The sequence below is a fragment of the Desulfovibrio sp. SGI.102 genome (assembly GCF_050314315.1).
Classification (GTDB): Bacteria; Desulfobacterota; Desulfovibrionia; order Desulfovibrionales; family Desulfovibrionaceae; genus Desulfovibrio.
Genome location: NZ_JBNPNC010000011.1, coordinates 1 through 19,555, shown reverse-complemented (window position 1 = coordinate 19,555; position 19,555 = coordinate 1). Strand labels below are relative to the sequence as shown.

Annotated in this window: 14 protein-coding genes; 13 read left to right on the top strand and 1 reads right to left on the bottom strand. The window is 64.8% G+C overall.

All coding sequences use genetic code 11. The features are described 5' to 3' along the window. The first annotated feature begins 102 nt into the window (after positions 1 to 102). The 7 genes from ACQRCJ_RS04235 to ACQRCJ_RS04205 all read left to right on the top strand — a co-directional run bounded on the left by ACQRCJ_RS04235 (position 103) and on the right by ACQRCJ_RS04205 (position 12,752). Positions 103 to 5,724: an amino acid adenylation domain-containing protein gene (locus tag ACQRCJ_RS04235; protein WP_427799395.1), complete on the top strand. Its 5,622-nt coding sequence runs from the start codon at positions 103 to 105 to the stop codon at positions 5,722 to 5,724. Positions 5,725 to 5,782: 58 nt separating this feature from the next. Beyond that, a complete protein-coding gene (locus ACQRCJ_RS04230) occupies positions 5,783 to 6,553 on the top strand; it encodes a thioesterase II family protein (protein ID WP_006003916.1) in 771 nt (256 codons plus the stop codon). Continuing rightward, on the top strand, positions 6,550 to 8,892 hold the full coding sequence (locus ACQRCJ_RS04225; RefSeq protein ID WP_427799388.1) for an efflux RND transporter permease subunit: 2,343 nt from the start codon (positions 6,550 to 6,552) through the stop codon (positions 8,890 to 8,892). The genes ACQRCJ_RS04230 and ACQRCJ_RS04225 overlap by 4 nt, the downstream gene beginning before the upstream one ends. A 30-nt stretch (positions 8,893 to 8,922) precedes the next feature. Further along, positions 8,923 to 9,732 (top strand): outer membrane lipoprotein-sorting protein, encoded by an 810-nt coding sequence (locus ACQRCJ_RS04220; protein ID WP_303955901.1) that lies wholly within the window; start codon positions 8,923 to 8,925, stop codon positions 9,730 to 9,732. A gap of 91 nt (positions 9,733 to 9,823) precedes the next feature. After that, entirely contained in the window at positions 9,824 to 11,158 is a 1,335-nt protein-coding gene (locus tag ACQRCJ_RS04215; protein ID WP_427799387.1) for a DUF1302 family protein, read from the top strand. Positions 11,159 to 11,190: 32 nt separating this feature from the next. Then, positions 11,191 to 12,018, top strand: coding sequence for a class I SAM-dependent methyltransferase (locus ACQRCJ_RS04210; protein WP_297137610.1), 828 nt, complete (start codon positions 11,191 to 11,193; stop codon positions 12,016 to 12,018). Further along, entirely contained in the window at positions 12,018 to 12,752 is a 735-nt protein-coding gene (locus tag ACQRCJ_RS04205; RefSeq protein ID WP_204674017.1) for a 4'-phosphopantetheinyl transferase family protein, read from the top strand. The genes ACQRCJ_RS04210 and ACQRCJ_RS04205 overlap by 1 nt, the downstream gene beginning before the upstream one ends. A gap of 113 nt (positions 12,753 to 12,865) precedes the next feature. On the opposite strand, the gene ACQRCJ_RS04200 is transcribed toward ACQRCJ_RS04205, so the two are convergent. Then, positions 12,866 to 13,762 (bottom strand): ornithine carbamoyltransferase, encoded by an 897-nt coding sequence (locus ACQRCJ_RS04200; RefSeq protein ID WP_168934626.1) that lies wholly within the window; start codon positions 13,760 to 13,762, stop codon positions 12,866 to 12,868. 197 nt (positions 13,763 to 13,959) lie between these two features. Between ACQRCJ_RS04200 and ACQRCJ_RS04195 the strand changes: the two genes are divergently transcribed. The 6 genes from ACQRCJ_RS04195 to nifS all read left to right on the top strand — a co-directional run bounded on the left by ACQRCJ_RS04195 (position 13,960) and on the right by nifS (position 18,813). Continuing rightward, positions 13,960 to 14,622: an HAD family hydrolase gene (locus tag ACQRCJ_RS04195; RefSeq protein ID WP_320861635.1), complete on the top strand. Its 663-nt coding sequence runs from the start codon at positions 13,960 to 13,962 to the stop codon at positions 14,620 to 14,622. 6 nt (positions 14,623 to 14,628) lie between these two features. Beyond that, positions 14,629 to 15,351 (top strand): ATP-binding protein, encoded by a 723-nt coding sequence (locus ACQRCJ_RS04190; RefSeq protein ID WP_302261304.1) that lies wholly within the window; start codon positions 14,629 to 14,631, stop codon positions 15,349 to 15,351. Between the two features lie 91 nt (positions 15,352 to 15,442). Continuing rightward, complete coding sequence (gene metA / locus ACQRCJ_RS04185) at positions 15,443 to 16,369, top strand: homoserine O-acetyltransferase MetA (protein WP_168934629.1); 927 nt, start codon at positions 15,443 to 15,445, stop codon at positions 16,367 to 16,369. 11 nt (positions 16,370 to 16,380) lie between these two features. After that, positions 16,381 to 16,830 (top strand): RrF2 family transcriptional regulator, encoded by a 450-nt coding sequence (locus tag ACQRCJ_RS04180; RefSeq protein WP_168934630.1) that lies wholly within the window; start codon positions 16,381 to 16,383, stop codon positions 16,828 to 16,830. After that, positions 16,814 to 17,656, top strand: a complete 843-nt coding sequence (gene nifU, locus ACQRCJ_RS04175) for a Fe-S cluster assembly protein NifU (RefSeq protein WP_040368928.1) — start codon at positions 16,814 to 16,816, stop codon at positions 17,654 to 17,656. The genes ACQRCJ_RS04180 and nifU overlap by 17 nt, the downstream gene beginning before the upstream one ends. A gap of 2 nt (positions 17,657 to 17,658) precedes the next feature. Further along, complete coding sequence (gene nifS, locus ACQRCJ_RS04170; protein ID WP_168934631.1) at positions 17,659 to 18,813, top strand: cysteine desulfurase NifS; 1,155 nt, start codon at positions 17,659 to 17,661, stop codon at positions 18,811 to 18,813. Positions 18,814 to 19,555: the final 742 nt, after the last annotated feature.

Here is a 19,555-nt window from a genome sequence, read left to right as displayed (position 1 = left end):
GAGCTGGGGACCGTGGTGCGCCTGGGCATCCTCGACCGCGTCCGCCAGCAGGGCGTCGAGGGCTTCGATACGGCCACAGGACTTGCCGTCCTCGACAGGCTCATGGCGTCCGGCGAGGGGAGCAAGGTCGTCACCCGCATGGACTGGAACCGGATGCTGCCCATCCTGCAGGCCACTGCCGGCGCCGCCATGTACGAAGAGCTCCGGCACAGCCCCGCCGCCGCTGCCGCCCGCCCGGCCGAGACCGCGGGCAACAGCAGGCTTGCCGCGGAACTGCGCGCCCTTCCCATGAGCGGAAGGGAAGAACGGTTGCGCGCCTATCTCAAGAAAGAGATCGCCGGTTTCCTGCGCCTCGAAGAGGATGCCATCCCCGAGGATGTCAACCTGACCAGCCTGGGCATGGATTCGCTCATCAGCCTCGACCTGTTCCAGCGTATCAGCCGGGATCTGAAGATCCGCATCGCGCCGCACGAAGTCTCCGCCACGCCCACGGTGCAGGCCATGGCGGCCAGGTTCGCCCGTGACCTCGGCCCGGCCTCCGGCGAAGAGGAAACGGCACCGGCCGTGCAGTCCGGCCCCCCCGCCACGAAGGAGGAAGGCGCCGGCCTTTCGGCCCTGCTCGTCCCCGCGCCGGACGAGGCTTTCGAGCCCTTCCCGCTCTCGGACATGCAGCAGGCCTACTGGATAGGCCGCGACCAGTCCGGCCTGGCCCTCGGCGGCGTCAGCTGCCACTTCTACTTCGAAGCCCAGGCCCGGGGTCTGGACGCCGACCGCTATGAAGAGGCCTGGAACCGTCTCATCCTCCGCCAGCCCATGCTGCGTACGATCATCCTCGACGGCGAACGCCAGCAGGTGCTGGAGAAAGTCCCGCATTACACCATCCGGCGGCATGACCTGCGCCAGAGCTCTCCGGAGGAAGCCGCGGCCCACTTCGAGCGCATCCGCATGGAGATGTCCCACGAAGTCCTGGACGTGGGCCGCTGGCCCAACTTCCGGGTGGAGGTTTCCCTGCTGCCCGATGATGCCTTGCGCATCCACCTCAGCTTCGACCTCATCCTGAGCGATTTCCACGGCATCAGCCAGATGCTCGCCGAGCTCTCGCTCATCTACAATGGCCAGGAGGACAAGCTCCCTGTGCTGGACATCACCTTCCGGGACTACCGTCTAGCCGAGGAACGCTACCGGGCCACCGGGATCTATGCCAGGGACCGCGACTACTGGCTCGCCCGTCTGGATGACCTGCCCGCCGCGCCGCGGCTGCCGCTGGCCACCAGCCCTGCCGCCATCGACCGCCCCGTCTTCAGCCGCAGGATGACGACCCTCGACAAGGAGACCTGGCAGCGCATCAAACAGCGCGGCGACGCCCGCGGCCTGGCCCCCACGGCCGTGGCCCTGGCGACCTTCGCCGAAGTCCTGGGGTGCTGGAGCGAAGAAAAGCGCTTCTGCATCAATCTGACCCTGTTCAACCGCCTGCCCCTGCATCGCCAGGTCAATGCCCTGGTCGGCGAATTCACCTCCAACAGCCTCCTGGCGGTGGACCTGACGCAGGGCGGGAGCTTCGAGACCCGGGCTGGACGGCTGTGGAGCCGCCTGTGGGACGACATGGAACACCGTTCCTTCAGCGGCATCCGCGTCCTGCGCGAACTGGGCCGCAGACGCGGCACGGCGGCGGGCATCATGCCCGTGATCTTCACCAGCGCCCTGTCCATGGAATCCTCTTCCGGCACCTTTGCCCTCGGGCAGATGGGGCACGAGGTCTACAGCATCTCCCAGACCCCGCAGGTCTGGCTCGACCATCAGCTGTTCGAAGTGGACGGCGAGCTGCGCATCGTCTTCGATTATGTACGCGATCTCTTCCCTGACGGGATGGTCGATGCCATGTTCGAAGCCTACGCCGAGGCCCTGCGCCGCCTCTCCCGCGACGACGCGGCCTGGGGCGATGCCGTGCCGGTACGCCTCCCGGCATCGCAGCTTGCCGTACGCGCGGCGGTCAACGACACGGCCCTGGACATGCCCGGCGAGCCCATGTTCGCCCCCTTCCTGCGCATGGCGGGGTCCCGGCCTGATGCCACCGCCGTCATCAGTGCGGACAGGACCCTCTCCTACGGCGAGACCGAACGCCTGAGCCGCTCCCTGGCCCGGGAACTGGACGCGGCCGGGGTACGGCATGGCGACCGGGTCGCCGTCCTTCTGCCCAGAGGCTGGGAACAGGTCGTGGCCGTCCTGGGCATCCAGCGCGCCGGGGCCGCCTATCTGCCGCTGGACACCGGCCAGCCCGATGCCCGTATCGCCACCATCCTGGCCGATGCCGGCGTGCGTGTCGTCGTGGGCCGTTCGGACGCCGCGCCCCTGCCTGAAGGCATCCGTCTCGTGGCGGCAGACCTGCTGGCCGAAGCGGGCGAGGACGAGCTCCCGCCGCAGGTGGACATCGCCCCCGACGATCTTGCCTACATCATCTATACCTCGGGCTCCACGGGGACGCCCAAGGGGGTCATGATCTCCCACAGGGCGGCCATGAACACCATCCTTGACGTCAACCGGCGGTACGGCGTGGATGCCGGGGACCGCATCCTCGCCCTCGCCCGGCTGTCGTTCGACCTTTCCGTGTACGACATCTTCGGCCTGCTGGCAGCCGGCGGCGCCGTCGTCATCCCGGACGAGGAAGAGAGCCTGCAGCCCCAGGCCTGGGTCCGGCTGCTGCATGAGCACCGGGTCAGCCTGTGGAACTCCGTCCCGGCCCTCGGCCAGCTGCTGGCGGATGCCGCGGCCGAAGGGGAAGGACAGCCCCTGCCCCTCCGCCTGGCCATCTTCAGCGGCGACTGGATCCCGCAGTCCCTGCCGCCGCGCCTGAAGCAGCTCGTCCCGGGCATCCGGGTCATGGCCATGGGCGGCGCCACCGAGGCCTCCATCTGGTCCAACTTCCACGAGACGGGCCCGGACGATGCCCGCTGGGCCTCCGTGTCTTACGGAAGACCGCTGGCCAACCAGGCCTTCGCCGTCCTTGATGACCGCCTCCAGCCGCGTCCCGACTGGGTCGCCGGAGACCTTTACATCAGCGGAGACGGCCTGGCCCTCGGTTACTGGAACGATCCCGAAAAGACGGCCGGAGCCTTCCTGCCGGCCGGGGACGGGCATCCCCGTCTCTACCGCACGGGAGACACGGCACGCTACCACGACGACGGCACCCTCGAATTCCTCGGCCGCAAGGACGAGCAGGTGAAGATCCACGGCTACCGCGTGGAACCGGGCGAGATCGAATCCGTGCTCAAGGCCCATCCTGCGGTGAACAATGCGGCCGTCCTGCTCCACAAGGGCGCGGAAGGCGAGCTGTCGCTGGCAGCCTATGTGGAAGCCGATCCCGGACACCGGGGCGAGATCGTGCGGGAAGAACGCGCCGCAAGCCGTCTGGAGGACGGGCTCCCGCTCCGGACGGACGGCCGGGAGGGCCTTGACGAGGAACGCTTCCTGCCTGTCTGGGACAAGATGAAGGAACTCTATGCGGCTGCCGTCACCGCGGCCCTGGAAGAGCTCGGCTTTTTCGGGCACGGCTACCGTGACACGGAGACCTTCCTGCACGACAGCGGCATCAGTCCCCGCTACGGGCGCTGGCTGGCGCGGGCCGTGAAGGCCCTGCACGATCTGGGCCTCGCGGACAGGGACGGCGACGGCGTATGGCAGCGTCGCGGCACGGCTCCCGACAGGGAAGCCTGCCTGGCCTTCTGCGCCGACAGGGCCGGAGAACTGGGCTACAGCCCGCAGGAGATGGCCCTGCTGGCCCGCACCGTGCGCGAGCTCCCCGCCATCCTCAGGGAAGACGTGCACTCGGCGGAATTCTACACGTCCGCGGAAGTGCCCGGCTTCTATCAGAAGATCTTCGGCGCCAGCAACCGGCTGACGGCGGATCTGGTGACCGGGCTGGCGGCGGCTTCCGGAAACGGTTTCCGCATCCTCGAAGTCGGCGGCGGCTACGGCACCGTGACGCGCTTCGTCCTGCCCGGCCTGCCGGACAACGGCGTGACCTATGACTTCACGGATATCTCCCCCTTCTTCCTGAACAGGGCCCGCGAGGAGTTCGCCGGTTATCCCTTCGTCAACTACCGTCTGCTGGACCTTGATGAGGATCCCCGCCTCATGGGCTTCGAGCCGCATGGCTATGACCTCATCCTTGCGGGCAATGTCCTGCATGATGCGGCAGACATCAGGCGGAGCCTGAAGTACCTGGCGGGCCTGCTCAAGCCGTCCGGGATCCTGCTCATGCAGGAGGAGACCGTCTTCCAGCTGCCCTTCGACCTGAGCATGGGGCTCCAGCAGGGCTTCGACAGCGCCCGGGACGAGGAATTCCGTCCCGAGCAGCCGCTGCTGACCCGTGAACTGTGGACGAAGGCGCTGACGGAGGCGGGCCTTTCCCGGCCGTCCTTCCTGATGTCCCCCGCTTCCCTGGAAAGCCGTCTGGGGCTGGAGGTCATCCTCAGCGAAAGCCCGTCGTCCGTGGCACGCTTCACGCCCCGTCCTCTGGAAGACCATCTGCGCGGGCACCTGCCTGCCTGGATGATACCCGTCTCGTGGACGCTGCTGGACAGGATGCCCCTGACCCGCAACGGCAAGGTGGACAGGAAACGCCTGTCAGGCGGTGCCGTACGGCAGCGCCCCCGTACGGGCGTCACCGCCCGGACCAGGACGGAACAGGCCGTGGCCGCCATCTGGAAAAACGTCCTCAGGGTGGACGACGTGGGCGTGACGGACAGCTTCTTCCTGAGCGGTGGGGACTCCCTCTCCGCTTTCCAGCTGCTCCGGCAGCTGGAGCGGGAGTTCGGTTGCCGTCTGACCCTGCGTGACCTGCTGCAGGCCCCCACCGTGGCCGCACAGGCCGCCCTCGTGGACCACAGGGCCCCGGGTGCCTCTGCCGGCGAACTGGTCTGCCTGCATGACGCTGACGGCCCCGCGACCGTGTGCATGATGCATCCCGTGGAAGGCCTCGTGAACGCCTATGCCCCGCTGGCCGCCAAGCTCGGAGAGGTCTCCTTCCATGCCCTCCAGAGCGCCGGTCTTGATGGTGGTCCCCTGCGTACCGCCTTCCCGGACATGGTCACCGCGGCCCTGGAGGCCGTGGAGGGGCTCCCGCGGCCCCTGCTGCTGGGCGGATGGTCCATGGGGGCCTTCCTGGCCTGGGAAACGGCCCGCCGTCTGCTGGCCGGCGGCCAGGGGGAACACCTGCTGCCGCTGGTCCTGCTCGATCCGCCTTCAAAGCCCGCCTGGGACAGCCTCTATGACAGCCGCGCCCATGATCCTGCCGCCCTGCTCGGGCTGGTGGCCCCCGCGCCCCAAAAGGCCCTTGCGGCCCTGGGCATGAGCGAAGGGGACCTGGCCGCACTGGATGCCCCCGCACGGGCCCGCGTCCTGGCCGAGGCCCTGCGCAGCAGCGGACAGCTTGCCGTGGAAAAGGACGACCTGGAAATGGCCGGACGGGTCATGGAGATCATCGACGCCAACCTCAGGGCCCTGCGCTCCTATGCGCCGCAGCCCCTGGAAGGCCTGCCCGTGCTCTACGTCCGCAGCAACAGCATGGAAGAGGACGACGACCGCACGGCCTACTGGCGCGGACTGGCGGGATCGGGCTTCGAGGAGCTGGCCGTGGATGCCGACCACTGGAACCTGCTCCATGATCCCGGCAGCGTGGATGCCATCGCCGCCAGACTGGCCCGTCTACTGAAAAAACACGCCTAACCGGTCTGCCCGTGCCGGGGACGACCCGGCACGGGCAGCATGACGACAAGGAGGAACCATGGATACTGGCAAATGGCTCGCGGGGCCGCAGGAGATTTCCGGGAACGCCGGCGCCTCCCCCGCCCGGCCGAAGATGTTCTGTTTTCCCCATGCGGGAGGCGGCGCCTCTTTTTACCGCAACTGGGAAAGGAACCTCCGGGGCCTGGCCGATGTCCGGGCCGTGCAGCTGCCCGGTCGCGAGGAACGCTTCCGCGAACCGCGCTACTACAGCATCCACCGCCTGGCCGATGCGTTGTTCGAAGCCGAGGAAGGCCGCGGCTGGTTCGACGGCGCCTGCATCCTTTTCGGCCACAGCATGGGGGCCAAGATCGCCTTCGAGGTGGCGCGCCGCCTTGTCCTCCAGGGCCGTCCGCCCGCTCTGCTGCTGGTCTCGGGGAGCCGCCCCGTCCACATGCCGCCCCGCAAACTGCTCAGCGACCTTCCCGACGAGGCTTTCGACGCGGAATTGCGGCAGCTGGCAGGGACCCCGGAAGAGATCCTGCGCGAGCCGGATCTCATGCGCATGTTCCGGCCGCTGCTGCGGGCGGATTTCGCCATGGACGAAAGCTATGTCTGCGATGCCTGCCTGGATGTGCCCCTGTGCGTCTTTTCCGGGGACGCCGATGACGAAGTCTGCCGGCAGGACCTCGAGGCCTGGCGGGAACAGACCCGCGGGGCGTTCGCCGCGCACATCCTGCCGGGCGACCACTTTTTCCTCAAAAAGGACGAGGACACCTTCCTGATGCTCCTGCGTGAGGAACTCGGCCGCATGCTGGAGCAGACCCGATGAAGGAGTCCCGCGCCCTGACCCGCGCCCGCACGTTCGTCGGCTTTCTGGAGACCTGGCGCTACGGCGTCCTTCTGCTGGTGGCCGTGCTCACGTTCGGGTCCCTTTTCCTGATGCGTGACCTCCGCTTCGACAACTCCGATGAATCCTTCTTCACGGACGACGATCCCGCCGTCGTGGCCATCGAACGCTTCCGGGAGCTCTTCGGCAATGAAGACTTCGTCTATGTGGCCGTCAGGAACGGCGGGGACATCTTCGACCGTGACACGCTGCGACTCCTGGACTCCCTGGCGCTGGCCCTGGAAAAGGACGTGCCCCACATCAGGGAGGTCAAGTGGCTGGGGTCGGCGGAATACATCCGCGCTCACGGGGACGAGGTCATGGTGGGTCCCGGCCTCGAAGAGATCCCTGATGATCCCGAGGCCATCAGGGCATTCAAAAAAGAAGCTCTGGCCCTGGACGACTTCGTGAACGTCCTGATCTCGCCCGACGCCACCATCGCCACCATAGTGCTCGAATGCGAACGCTATCCCGACGGGGCCGACGACCCGCGCAAAGACATCGCCCCGGCAGTGTACCGCGTCCTGCAACGGCCGGAATTCGCCTCTCTGGAAACCCATCTGGCCGGGCCGCCCGTCCAGGACTACGAGAGCGACAAGATCACCCGCAAGGAGACCGTCAAGCTGACCCTGGTCTGCCTGATGCTCCAGGCCCTGCTGCTGTTCCGCATGGGCAACGGCATCCGGGCCGTCATCGCTCCCGTGGCCGTGATCTGCATCAGCATCATCCTGACCATGGGCATCATCAGCCTGGCGGGCTGGACCGTTTCCATGATGGACATCATGCTGCCCACCATGCTCTTTTCCGTCTGCATCGGGGACACGGTGCACATCATCGCCGGGTACCACCTGCACCGCAGTCGGGGGACCGTCCATCATGAAGCCATGGTCGAGACCATGCGGGAGGTCTTCATCCCCTGCCTGTTCACGTCGCTGACGACCATGATGGGCTTCCTCTCCTTCCTCACCACGGACATCATCCCCATACGCATGGCCGGCATCTACTCCGCCATCGGCGTGGCCATCGCCTTCGTCCTGGCCATCACGCTGACGCCCATCGCCTACATGATCCGCCCGGAACAGGAGGCGACCATCCGGCGGGGCGTCCATGACCGTCTGCTCTGCCGCCTCGATGCGGCCCTGCAAGGACTGGCCCGCTGGTCCATCGATCATGCGCGTCTCGTGATCGTCTTTTTCCTCGTGACGTCCCTGGCCGGGGCCTGCCTGTACCAGCGGATCGTGGTGGAAACGAACACGGTCAAGGACATCAGCACCTCGGAAAAACTGCGCCGGGACTCCGACTTTTTCGATACCTTCATGGGCGGCTCCATGTCCCTGGAGATCATGGTGGACAGCGGCAAGGCCAACGGCGCCCGCGAGCTCCGTTTCCTGCAGGACATGGAGCTCCTGCAGCGCCACGCCGAAAGCCTGCCCGGCACCGTCAAGACCCACAGCATCGTGGACATCATCAAACGCATCAATGAAGTCCTGCACGGGGATGACGGGGCCTTCCACCGCCTGCCGGATTCCCAGGAACTGGCCGGCCAGTACCTGTTCTTCTACGAAACGTCGGGCGGGAAGAACCTGGACAGGGAGCTGAGCCTGCTCAGCGATGTGGCGCGCATCCATATCCAGACACGGAATATGGGCACCCAGGAAGTACGGGCCTTCATGCAGGAGATGGATGCCTTCGTCCGCGACCGGCTGGGCGGACGGCTGCGCGTGGAATACACGGGCCAGATGGCCTGGCTGACCGCCGTGGCCGATTATGTGGGTTCCGGCCAGGCCGCCAGCCTTGCCAGCGCCGTCATCACCATCGGCCTCATGATGATCCTGTGCCTGCGCTCCGTGGTGCTGGGCTGCATCAGCATGCTGCCCAACATCGTGCCCATCCTCATGCCCATGGGCCTCATGGGGCTTGCCGGTATCGACCTGAGCCTTGTCCTGATGATCTTCTCCTCGGTCATCATCGGCGTATGCGTGGACGACACCACCCACTTCTACGTCACCTTCCAGCGCATGTTCGCCCGCAAGGGGACCTATCGTGAAAGCCTGCTGGCGACCGTGCGCACGGTAGGACAGCCCGTCACCTTCACGACCATATCCCTTATGCTGGGATTCCTTGTCTTCACGCTTTCTGCCGTCAGGACCACGGGGCAATTCGGCATCCTTGGGGCGGCGGCCTTTTTCTGGGGCTGCCTCGCCGACCTCACCCTTTCCCCGGCCCTGCTCTCCCTCCTCAAGCCCCTGGGCAAGGAACACGAGCCGCAGGTCCGTGCCTGAGCATCACCATCATCCCGAAAGGAGAACTCCATGACCATCGCATCGCACAGACTCTTTGCCCTTTTCTTCTGCACGCTGCTCCTTGCCGGCAGCGCCCAGGCCGCTCCCGCGATCACAGACCCCGTCAAGGCGGGCTACGATCTGGCCGTCCGGATGGACCAGGTCGACACGAGCCAGGACTCCTACAGCGAAGCCGTCATGAGCATCAACCGCGGCGGCAAGGTGCTGACGCGCTCCTTCAAGACCTATTCCAAGCATTTCGGCAAGGACGGCAAAGACGAATACAGCCTGATCGTGTTCGACAGGCCCGCCGACGTCAACGGCACCAAATATCTCGTCTGGAGTTACCGCGGCCTGGAGCAGGATGACGACATGTGGGTCTACCTGCCGGCCGAGAGCCTTGTCCGCCGCATCAGCGGTTCCAGCAAGTTCGCCTCATTCATGCGCAGTGACCTCTCCAATGAAGACATCCAGAACCTCGATGACGTGGACGAATACGACTACCTGCTGCAAGGCGAGGAGAACGTGGACGGCATCGACTGCTATGTCCTGGAGCGTACCCCCAAAAAGGGGAAAGAGACCCAGTATTCCCGCCAGGTGCAGTGGGTGCGCAAGGATACCCTGCTGCGTTTGCGGGCGGACTACTATGACAAGAAAGACCGTCTGGTGAGAAAACTCTTCTTCTCCCGCCAGGAAAAGATTGACGGGATCTGGACCGTGACGCAGATGCGCGTCGAACGCCCCAGGGAAGGCTCCTTCACCGTCATCGACTGGTCCAACCTGCGCTATGACGTCGGCCTGAGCGACGCCTATTTCGAGCACAGCGCCCTGCAGCGCTAGCTCCGTCCTTCCGGGAGGGGCCTCCACGGCCCTTCCCGGTTCCCCGCCCCGGCAGACCTTCTCCACAACCTTTCCCGTCGGATCGCCCACCATGCCCTTTGCCAGTTTTCCCCGCCCCGCAGCCGAAGGCATGCACCTGTGCCGCTCTGTCCGCTTCCGTACCGCGGCCATGCTGCTGGCTGCCGCCCTGCTGCTCTTCCCCTCCCTTTCCCGAGCGGACGGGGACAGGCCCCTCATGCCGGACTGGCTGAAACTGTCCGGCAGTCTGCAAACGACCTACCGTCAGTCGCCCTACAAGGCGACCCCCCTGTCCGCGGCCCAGCGCTTCCGGCTCGAAGCCAATATCAACCAGGACTCCTGGATACGGGGCTACGTCAGCGGCCATGTGGATGCCGACCTTTCCGTGCCCGGGCGCCGGGACTCCGAGGAACACATTGTGACGCCCGAACTGGGCGAGGCCTATGTGACCTTGGACTCCCGGTATCTGGACCTCATCATCGGCATGCAGCAGATACGCTGGGGAGAAGCCGACAGCCTGAGCACCTTCGACATCATCAATCCCGTGGACTTCCGCAACCCCATCGCCACAGCCCGCAGCAGCCAGAGGCTTTCGGTGGGGGCCGTCGACCTGCGGGCCAACCTCGACGGCGCGGGCCTGCTCGACCTTGTGCTCATCCCCTTCCCCCGTTTCAGCCGCTTGCCCGAATACGGATCGCCCTGGGAAGACAGCTCGCTGCGGACCCTGCGCCAGTACGCCCGTGCGGGTTTCGTCTGCCGCCAGCGTGAGGACGGCCCTTTCGAGCCGGAAGCGGCAGCGCGGCTCAAATTTTTCCGCCCGGGCTATGACGTGGCTTTCCTTTTTTACCGGGGCTACGAGCACAAGCCTCTCTACACGGCCAGTCTGGACAGGCAGCGCATGCAGGCCCTGGTGAAGGAGATCTACGAGCCCTATACGGCGTTCGGCATCAATACCGCCGTATCCCTGTGGGACTCCACCTTCCGGGGCGAATTCACCATCAAGGCGGGCTATCCCTTCCAGTCCGAAGAGATCACGGTGGAGCGCCGCACGGACTACGAGGCCATCCTCGGATGGGACAGGAATTTTCTGACAAACCTGAACGTCAACCTCCAGGCCTTCTTCTTCAGTCACGACGGCGATGCCGTGCCCGGCAAGGACAGGGACCGCTACGGCATCAGCTGGTCCGTCTCCGACAAATTCCTGGACGAGAGCCTGACGGCCGGCATACGCGGGGAGCTTTTCGCCAGCAACGGGGATTACTGCGTGGAGATCTTTTCCGAATACGAATACAGCGACGACCTGCACTTCCTGGCCGGCTACATGCTTTTTGGCGGCGACCGCCGCAACGACCTTGGCCAGTATGACAGGAACGACCATCTCTATCTCGGCGTCCGGTACTCGTTCTGAACCCCAAACGGATGCCGATCCACGGAGCTGCCATGAAAATAGAAGCGTGCCTCACGGACGATATCGCCAGAACGCTCCTCATCCCCTTGTGGTGCTGCGCCACCCCCTGCCGGGCCAACCCGCGGGCCGCCTACGACCCCGTCGCCGTGGACGTTCTGAAACAACTGGACTTCGATTTCTCGGAGATCAGGAGATCCTTCAAGGAATACGGCCAGGTCTGCTGCCTGGCCCGCGAGATGAACATCGATCGCACCGTCCGGGATTTCCTTGCCCGCCACCCCGAAGGAACCATCATCAACCTGGGCTGCGGCCTCAGCACCGCCGTCTACCGCAAGCCCCCTGCCGAGGCTGTCTGGTATGATGTGGACCTGCCGGAAGTCATCCGGGCCCGGCAGGCGCTCCTGCCGCCTGCCAAAGGGCACAGGCTCCTGGCACGGGACATTTTTGATCCCCTCTGGCCGGATGCCGTGGAGGCCCCGGGGCAACGGGGCGTCCTCCTTCTGGCAGCCGGAGTGTTCCACTATCAGCCCACGGACCTGATGGGGGCGCTGTTGCCCTTCCTCAGCGGGCGTTTTCCCGGGGGGACGCTTTTTTTCGATGCGGTGTCCTCCCTCGGCATGCGCATCAGCAACCGCTATGTGGCCCGCTCCGGCAACAGGAATGCGCCCATGACGTTCTGCATCGACAAGGTCCCGGCCCTGGCCTCCCTGTCCCCCCGTTTCGCCGCCGTGAGCGAAACTCCTTTCTTCCACGGCCTGCCGTTGAGCGGCCTGACGCTGTCTACGCGTGTGAACATCGCCATCGTGCAGCTCTTCGGCATGCTCAAATATGTCACCATCCGCTTCCGGGAGTTCCTTTGATGACCACTGGTGTCCTCTGTTCCGGCCGCAAACGTGTGTACCGCTCGGCCGCCATCCATCTCTGGCGGTTCAGCCTGGCCCATGCGGAGAACGGCATTTCCTGGGCGCGCCCCCTTCTTTCCCCCGAGGAGCTGGAACGCGGGGCCCGTTTCTGCAGGCCCCGCGACGGCAGCCGCTTCCTTCTCTGCCGGGCCTGCGCAAAGACCATACTTGCCGCCCACAGGCCGGATGTCCGGGCTTGCGACATCGTTTTCTCCTACGGTCCGTGGGGAAAACCCTGCTGGCGCGACCTTCCCTTCAGCATCTCCCACAGCGGTACGGAAGCCCTGCTGGCCGTCTGTGAGGGCTGCCCCATCGGCTGTGACATCCAGTGGACGGGGAGCGCTGTGGATGCACGCGGTATCGCGGACTTTTTCCATCCCCGGGAACGTCTGGCCCTCGATGCGCTGCCCCCGGACGATTATGCCCGCGGCTTCTATCGCATGTGGGTCAGAAAGGAAGCGGTGATGAAAGCATGCGGCAAGGGGCTGGGCACCGGTCTGGACAGGGTGCTCGTCTCCGCTGAGAGCGGAGGGCACCATGCCAGCATCCAGGAAGCCCTTCCGGACGAAGGCGAACACTGGTGGGCCCCCTGCGCCATCGGCCGGGATGGTTATGCCGTGGCTCTGGCCATCCCGGAGAACGAAGCCCCCCGCCCCATCATCCGGCATCGTCTGGAGATCCCCTTTCGCTGAAAGCCCCAGGGAACGAGCTGCCCGCCCAGGAAGGGGAAAGAGCCCCAAAAATGAAAGATGGCTGCCCGGCAAGACCGGACAGCCATCGTGAACATCTGAAGGATGATCGGGGGCTAGATGACCCGTTCGTTTTCCAAAAAGACCCAGTGCAGCAGGCGCTTGTGCACGCGCAGGCGGTTTTCCGACTGCAACAGCAGCAGCGATGCCGGGCTGGCAAGGATGTCGCTGGCGACCTCGATGGCCTGCATGGGGCTGGTGCCCAGCAGGACGCGGGCCTTCTGGTCGGCATGGGACAGCAGGGCATCATCCACCTTCCACTGCTGCGCCAGCTCGTCATCCAGTCCCGAACGGCAACCGGCATAGACGAAGTTGCAGCCTTCCACGGCCTGCTGGGGCGTATCCACAAAGTCCACCTTCACGCCGCAATGACGGGCATAGGTCTCCAGCGTGGGACGGTCCTCCAGCGGCGGCAGGGCCACCTGCAGGCTGAAGGGGAAGTAGCGCAGGGCCTCGATGAGGGAGAACAGGGTGCCGTTGGTGCAACCGAGCCAGCCTACGCGGGCCTTCTTGAGATCGTCCCGGGTATAGCGCAGCATGCAGGCCACGTCGGCCAGCACATGGGCCGGATGGGCATCAGGGCTGCCGGCATTGATGATGGGGAACTGCACCAGGTCCCTGTCCACCGAGGTGGCCAGACCGGGGATGCCGTAGACGTACATGCAGTCCACAAAATAGTCGATGACGGCCAGCATCTGGCGCTGGTAACGCTCCACCTCGGACTTCCAGCCGCCCGTGGCGCCCTGGAAGACGAGGGACCCGCCCATCTGCCGCACAGCCGCCGAAACGCACAGCCGCTCGGCGAACGAATCCTGCGCGAACAGCAGCACAGCCGTGCGTTCCGTCATGAAGTCGGTACGGCTCTTCGCATCAGGGATCCCGCGTGCCTGTTGGACCAGCAGCCAGGAGCCTTCTTCACCAAGATCGTTGAGAGTCAAAACGTGTCGGGGCATACATAACCTCCCAAATCAGACGGCAGCGAGATCCGCCACCGGACTCCAGAATAGCAAACAGCCCGTATCCATGTCCAGAATTTGCAGGCTATCCACGACTTGTGAAAACGGCATGACATTTGCCGCCGGATGATTTTGCGGCTATACTGCGTCCTGCCTTGACGGCCACCCTGCCCGGCCCATCTTTCGGAGGTCACATGAAAGCCTGTTTTTTTGATCTGGACGGAACCCTGCTGGACACTCTTGCCGACATCGGCGGCGCCTGCAATGCCGTCCTTGCCGCCCACGGCTACCCTGTCCATCCTGTCAGCGCCTACCGGCGGATGGTCGGCAACGGCTTCCCCATCCTCATGCGCCGGGCCCTGCCCGAATCCGTGGTGGCCCAGGGACCGCAGGAACGTCTGGATGCCCTGACCGAAGAAGGGCGCCGCTACTATGCCGCCCACCTCAGCATCCACACCACGCCCTATCCCGGCCTTGTCGCGGCCCTTGGCCGCCTGCAGGGTGCCGGGCTCCGGCTGGCCGTGCTCTCCAACAAGCCGGAAGACCTTACCTGTGCCCTGGTCCCGCTGCATTTTCCCGGCATCCGTTTCGACGCGGTGCGCGGCGGCCGTCATGACGCCCCCCTCAAGCCCGACCCCACGGTCCTTCTGCAGATGGCTGCCTCCATGGGCGTGGCCCCGCAGGACTGCGCCTATGTGGGCGACAGCGACGTGGACATGATGACGGCACGCAATGCGGGCATGACGGCCGTAGGCGTGGCCTGGGGCTTCCGGGGCGCGGCCGAGGTACAGGCCGCCGGAGCGGACATGGTGGCCGCCGATGCCGAAGAACTTGTAGATATCCTTTTGAAAGCCTGAGGTGTTATGGAACGTCCCATCATCGAGATCGACGAAGAAAAATGTGACGGCTGCGGCCAGTGCGTGCTGGACTGCGCCGAAGGTGCCCTTGCCGTCGTAAACGGCAAGGCCCGCCTGATCCGCGACAGTTACTGCGACGGCCTGGGCGCCTGCCTGAACTGTCCCCGTGGAGCCCTGCGCATCGTCATGCGCGAGGCCGAAGCCTTTGACGAAGCGGCCGCCCTGGCGGCCAAGGCCGCCCGCGATGGCCAGGCCCGTCCGCAGGGCTGCCCCGGCAGCCGGCCCCGCACGTTCGCCGCCCCCGGCAACATCGCTGCCGCTCCCGCCCTGACGCCTCTCTTTTCCGCTGCCGACAACGACATCCCCGACAGCCTGCGTGCCCGTACCCCCAGCTGGCCCATCCAGCTGCGTCTGCTGCCGCCCCAGGCTCCCTTCCTGAGCGGGGCCCACGTCCTGCTGGCCGCCCAGTGCTCCGGCTTCGTCCTGCCCGGCCTGCATACGGACTGGCTGCAGGGCCGCATCCCCGTCATCGCCTGCCCCAAGCTGGACAACAACGGTGACTATGCCGAACGTCTGGCCCGCCTGTTCGCCATGCGCCCTGCCAGCGTCACCCTGCTGCGCATGAGCGTCCCCTGCTGCGCCGCGCTGGAACATCTGGCCCGCCAGGCGCAGGAAGCCGCCGGCAGCCACGCCGCCCTGCATTGCCACACCGTCCGCCTGCCCCGGTAAATCCTTACAAAAATCCCCGGAATAGCCTTGACAAAAACATAGCAGATAACTATGTTTTATTCCGGAACACATCTTGACCAACGAGGAAGCCATGCCCATCCAGATTCCCGCCGACCTGCCCGCACGCAGCGCTCTGGAAAGTGAAAACATCTTTGTCATGACCGACGAACGCGCCGTCCGCCAGGACATCCGTCCGCTGGACATCGTGATCGTCAACCTCATGCCCACCAAGATCGCCACCGAGACACAGCTGCTGCGCCTGCTGGGCAACTCGCCCCTGCAGGTCAACATCACCCTGCTGCGCACGGCGGAGCATCAGTCCAAGAATACGCCCCTGCAGCATCTGGAGCGTTTCTACAAGACCTTCAGCGAGATCCGCCACCGCAGCTTCGACGGCATGATCGTCACCGGGGCTCCCGTGGAGCATCTGCCCTTCGAGCAGGTGGACTACTGGCAGGAACTGCTGGACATCATGACCTACGCCAACGGGCATGTCTTCTCCACGCTCTACATCTGCTGGGCCGCCCAGGCCGCCCTGTACCACTTTTACGGTGTGCCCAAGTACGAACTGCCTGAAAAGCGTTCGGGCATCTTCCGCCACCAGGTCCTGCACCCCGACTGCCGCCTGTTCCGCGGCTTCGACGACGACTTCCCGGCGCCGCATTCGCGCCACACCGAAGTCCGCGCCGAAGACGTGCGCCGGACGCCCAACCTACGCATCCTGGCCGAATCCGACGAGGCGGGCCTGACCCTGGTGGAGAGCCTGGATCACTCCCAGGTCTTCATGACCGGTCATCTGGAATACGACCGCGGGACCCTGGACGCGGAATACCGCCGGGACCTGGCCCGCGGCATGAACCCCCATGTGCCCAGCCACTATTATCCCAATGACGATCCCAGCCAGCTGCCGCGCATGAACTGGCGGGCCCATGCCCACCTGTTCTACAACAACTGGCTCAACTACTACGTTTATCAGGAAACCCCCTACGACTTCGTCATGCAGAGTCAAAACTCCTGAGCGAGGCTGCTATGAAGTTTTCCACCAGAACCCGCTACGGTCTCCGTTTCCTGCTGCGCCTGGCGGCCCAGCCCGACAACTCCCTGCTCCAGCTGGGGCAGGTAGCCCAGGAGGAATCCATCTCCCCCGGCTATCTGGAACAGATCGTGCGCGCCCTCAAGCCGCTGGGCATCCTGCGTGCCGTACGCGGTTCCGGCGGGGGCTATGCCCTGTCCAAACCACCGTCAGAAATCAATATGGAGGATGTCTTCCTGCATCTGGAAGGCGAGATATCCCCCGTTTCCTGCCTCGGACGCGGCAAAGTCTGCCAGCGCGAGGGGCTTTGCTCCACCAGGGCCTTCTGGCATCAGCTGGACGAACACGTCCGCGACTTCCTGCGCCACCAGACCCTGCAAAACATCATCGAATCAGAAAGATCCTGTTGCCAGGATCCGGGAGAACAGCATGTGGAACTACACTAACGCCGTCCATGAACATTTTCTCCGTCCGCATAACGCCGGCCCCATGGAAGATGCCAACGCCATCGGCGAAGTGGGCAGCCTGGCCTGTGGCGACGCCCTCAAGCTCTATCTGAAGATCAACGATGAAGGCATCATCGAAAAGGCCAGCTTCGAGACCTTCGGCTGTGCCAGCGCCATCGCTTCCAGCTCCGTGCTGACCGATATGGTCAAGGGCATGAAGGCCGAAGACGCCCTCAAGCTCACCAACAAGGAGATCGCCGAAGCCCTGGGCGGCCTGCCCAAGGAAAAGATGCACTGCTCCGTCATGGGCCAGGAAGCTCTGGAAGCCGCCATCCGCCAGTGGAAGGGCGAGACGCCCGTGCCCCACGCCCATGAGGAAGGCCGCCTTGTCTGCAAGTGCTTCGGCATCACCGACGCCCAGATCATCCGCGCCATCCGCGAGAACGGCCTCAAGACCGTGGAAGAGATCACCAACTACACCAAGGCCGGCGGCGCCTGCGGTGACTGCCAGGACCAGATCGCCGAGATCCTGGCCGCCGAGCTCAAGCAGAAGCCCCTTACCGAACTGCGCCCGGTCAGCAAGCCCCGCATGACCAACGTGCAGCGCATGCAGCTGGTCATGAAGACCATCGAAGAAGAGATCCGTCCCCAGCTGGCCGCCGACGGCGGCGACATCGAGCTGGTGGACGTGGACGGCAAGCGCGTGGTCGTGTCCCTGCGCGGCCGCTGCGCCCAGTGCCGCTCCAGCGAAGTGACCATCCGCAACCTGGTGGAACGTGTCCTGCGTGAACATGTGGAAGCCGATATCGTCGTCGAGGAAGCCTAGCCATGAAGACCATCTATCTCGATAACAACGCGACCACTGCCGTGGCTCCCGAAGTCCGGGAAGCCATGCTGCCCTACCTCACGGATCTGTACGGCAACCCGTCCAGCATGCACACCTTCGGCGGCCAGGTGGGCCGCGCCGTGGAAGAAGCCCGCGAACGCATGGCCGCCCTGCTGGGCGCCCATCCCGACGAGATCATCTTCACGTCCTGTGGTTCCGAAAGCGACAACGCCGCCATCTGGTCCGCCCTGCAGACCCAGCCCGAAAAGCGCCACCTCATCACCACCCGCGTGGAGCATCCCGCCATCCTCAACGTGGCCCAGTACTGGGAACGCCAGGGCTACCGCGTGACCCTGCTCGGCGTGGACAACAAGGGCCGTCTGGATCTGGACGAATACGCCGCCGCCCTGTCCGACGACACGGCGCTGGTCTCCATCATGTACGCCAACAACGAAGTGGGCAACGTCTTCCCCATCAGCCGCATGGCGGAGATGGCCGCCGAAAAGGGCGTGCTCTTCCATACCGACGCCGTGCAGGCCGTGGGCAAGGAAGCCATCGACCTTGGCAAGCAGCCCATCTCCATGCTCTCCCTGTCCGGCCACAAACTGCACGCGCCCAAGGGCATCGGCGTGCTCTATGTGCGCAAGGGCGTGCGCTTCCGTCCCTTCCTGCGCGGCGGGCACCAGGAACGCGGCCGCCGTGCCGGTACCGAGAACGTGCCCTACATCGTCGGTCTGGGCATGGCCGCCCAGCTGGCCGGGCAGCACATGCAGGAAGAACGCACCCAGGTGGCCCGCCTGCGCGACAAGCTGGAACAGGGCCTGCTGGCCGCCATCCCTGACTGTATGGTCAACGGCGATCCCGAGAACCGCCTGCCCAACACCACCAACATCGCGTTCAAGAACGTGGAAGGCGAAGCCATCCTGCTGATGCTGGACCAGCTGGGCATCTGTGCCAGCTCCGGTTCCGCCTGTACCTCCGGCAGCCTGGAACCCTCCCATGTGCTCCGCGCCATGGGCGTGCCCTTCACCTACGCCCACGGCTCCGTCCGTCTCTCCCTTTCCCGTTACACCACGGAAGAAGAGATCGACTTCGTGGTCGAGAACATGCCCCAGGTCATCAAGACCCTGCGCGCCATCTCGCCCTTCAAGAACTAACGAGGATATGCGAGGAGGGAGGGAACTTTTCCTTGCGGAAAAAAGTTCCCTCCCTCCCCTGCACCCCTCCCTCCTTCAAAAACCGCTCATACTTCCACAAGAAAGCCCTCCTGGCCTGCAGGCCAGGAGAGCTTTCTTGTGGAAGGCGCATGCTGCCCCACGCTGTCTGTGATGTCGCATCCGGGCTTTTTTCTTTCGGCAAGTCCCCTGCAAGACCAGCCTGCGCCAAAAAAACACACGCCTGCTCAAGGCAGGCGTGTGACATACAGGCTGTGAAGTCGGTCACCGTCGCACAACGAGGGGGACCGGTACACAGCTCCGAGAAAAATGTTTTCGGGATTGGACGGGGGACTGGGAGAAAGAAGGCCAGCTCTTACAAAAACGCCCTTTTCCCCAGTCGGCACTCCGACAAAATTCACATCCCCATTTTGACGGCAGATCGTCATCCGGCCTTCATGCATATGACGACGAACGACGCCATAACGTTTTCGGATGTCGGAGCTGTTCGCCCCAAGCCTCCGGAGAGCGCATCACAGGGATTCCTCCTCTTCTCCTGCGGATGCCTGATCCGGGCTTGCATCATGGCGCGAGCTGTCCTTGCGCTCCTGCATTCCGAGTATCCCCGGTGAGCGCCCAAAACAAAAAAGCCTGCGCAAGGCAGGCTTTTGACATACGGACTGCGACGCCAGCTACCACCACACAACGACGGGGACCGGCATGCAGACCTGAAAAAAGTTTTTTC

Bases quoted from the DNA above. Each gene is read 5' to 3' on its own strand.
- ACQRCJ_RS04235 (WP_427799395.1), top strand. From the start codon at position 103: ATGGCGTCCGGCGAGGGGAGCAAGGTCGTCACCCGCATGGACTGGAAC.
- ACQRCJ_RS04230 (WP_006003916.1), top strand. From the start codon at position 5,783: ATGGATACTGGCAAATGGCTCGCGGGGCCGCAGGAGATTTCCGGGAAC.
- ACQRCJ_RS04225 (WP_427799388.1), top strand. From the start codon at position 6,550: ATGAAGGAGTCCCGCGCCCTGACCCGCGCCCGCACGTTCGTCGGCTTT.
- ACQRCJ_RS04220 (WP_303955901.1), top strand. From the start codon at position 8,923: ATGACCATCGCATCGCACAGACTCTTTGCCCTTTTCTTCTGCACGCTG.
- ACQRCJ_RS04215 (WP_427799387.1), top strand. From the start codon at position 9,824: ATGCCCTTTGCCAGTTTTCCCCGCCCCGCAGCCGAAGGCATGCACCTG.
- ACQRCJ_RS04210 (WP_297137610.1), top strand. From the start codon at position 11,191: ATGAAAATAGAAGCGTGCCTCACGGACGATATCGCCAGAACGCTCCTC.
- ACQRCJ_RS04205 (WP_204674017.1), top strand. From the start codon at position 12,018: ATGACCACTGGTGTCCTCTGTTCCGGCCGCAAACGTGTGTACCGCTCG.
- ACQRCJ_RS04200 (WP_168934626.1), bottom strand. From the start codon at position 13,762: ATGCCCCGACACGTTTTGACTCTCAACGATCTTGGTGAAGAAGGCTCC.
- ACQRCJ_RS04195 (WP_320861635.1), top strand. From the start codon at position 13,960: ATGAAAGCCTGTTTTTTTGATCTGGACGGAACCCTGCTGGACACTCTT.
- ACQRCJ_RS04190 (WP_302261304.1), top strand. From the start codon at position 14,629: ATGGAACGTCCCATCATCGAGATCGACGAAGAAAAATGTGACGGCTGC.
- metA (WP_168934629.1), top strand. From the start codon at position 15,443: ATGCCCATCCAGATTCCCGCCGACCTGCCCGCACGCAGCGCTCTGGAA.
- ACQRCJ_RS04180 (WP_168934630.1), top strand. From the start codon at position 16,381: ATGAAGTTTTCCACCAGAACCCGCTACGGTCTCCGTTTCCTGCTGCGC.
- nifU (WP_040368928.1), top strand. From the start codon at position 16,814: ATGTGGAACTACACTAACGCCGTCCATGAACATTTTCTCCGTCCGCAT.
- nifS (WP_168934631.1), top strand. From the start codon at position 17,659: ATGAAGACCATCTATCTCGATAACAACGCGACCACTGCCGTGGCTCCC.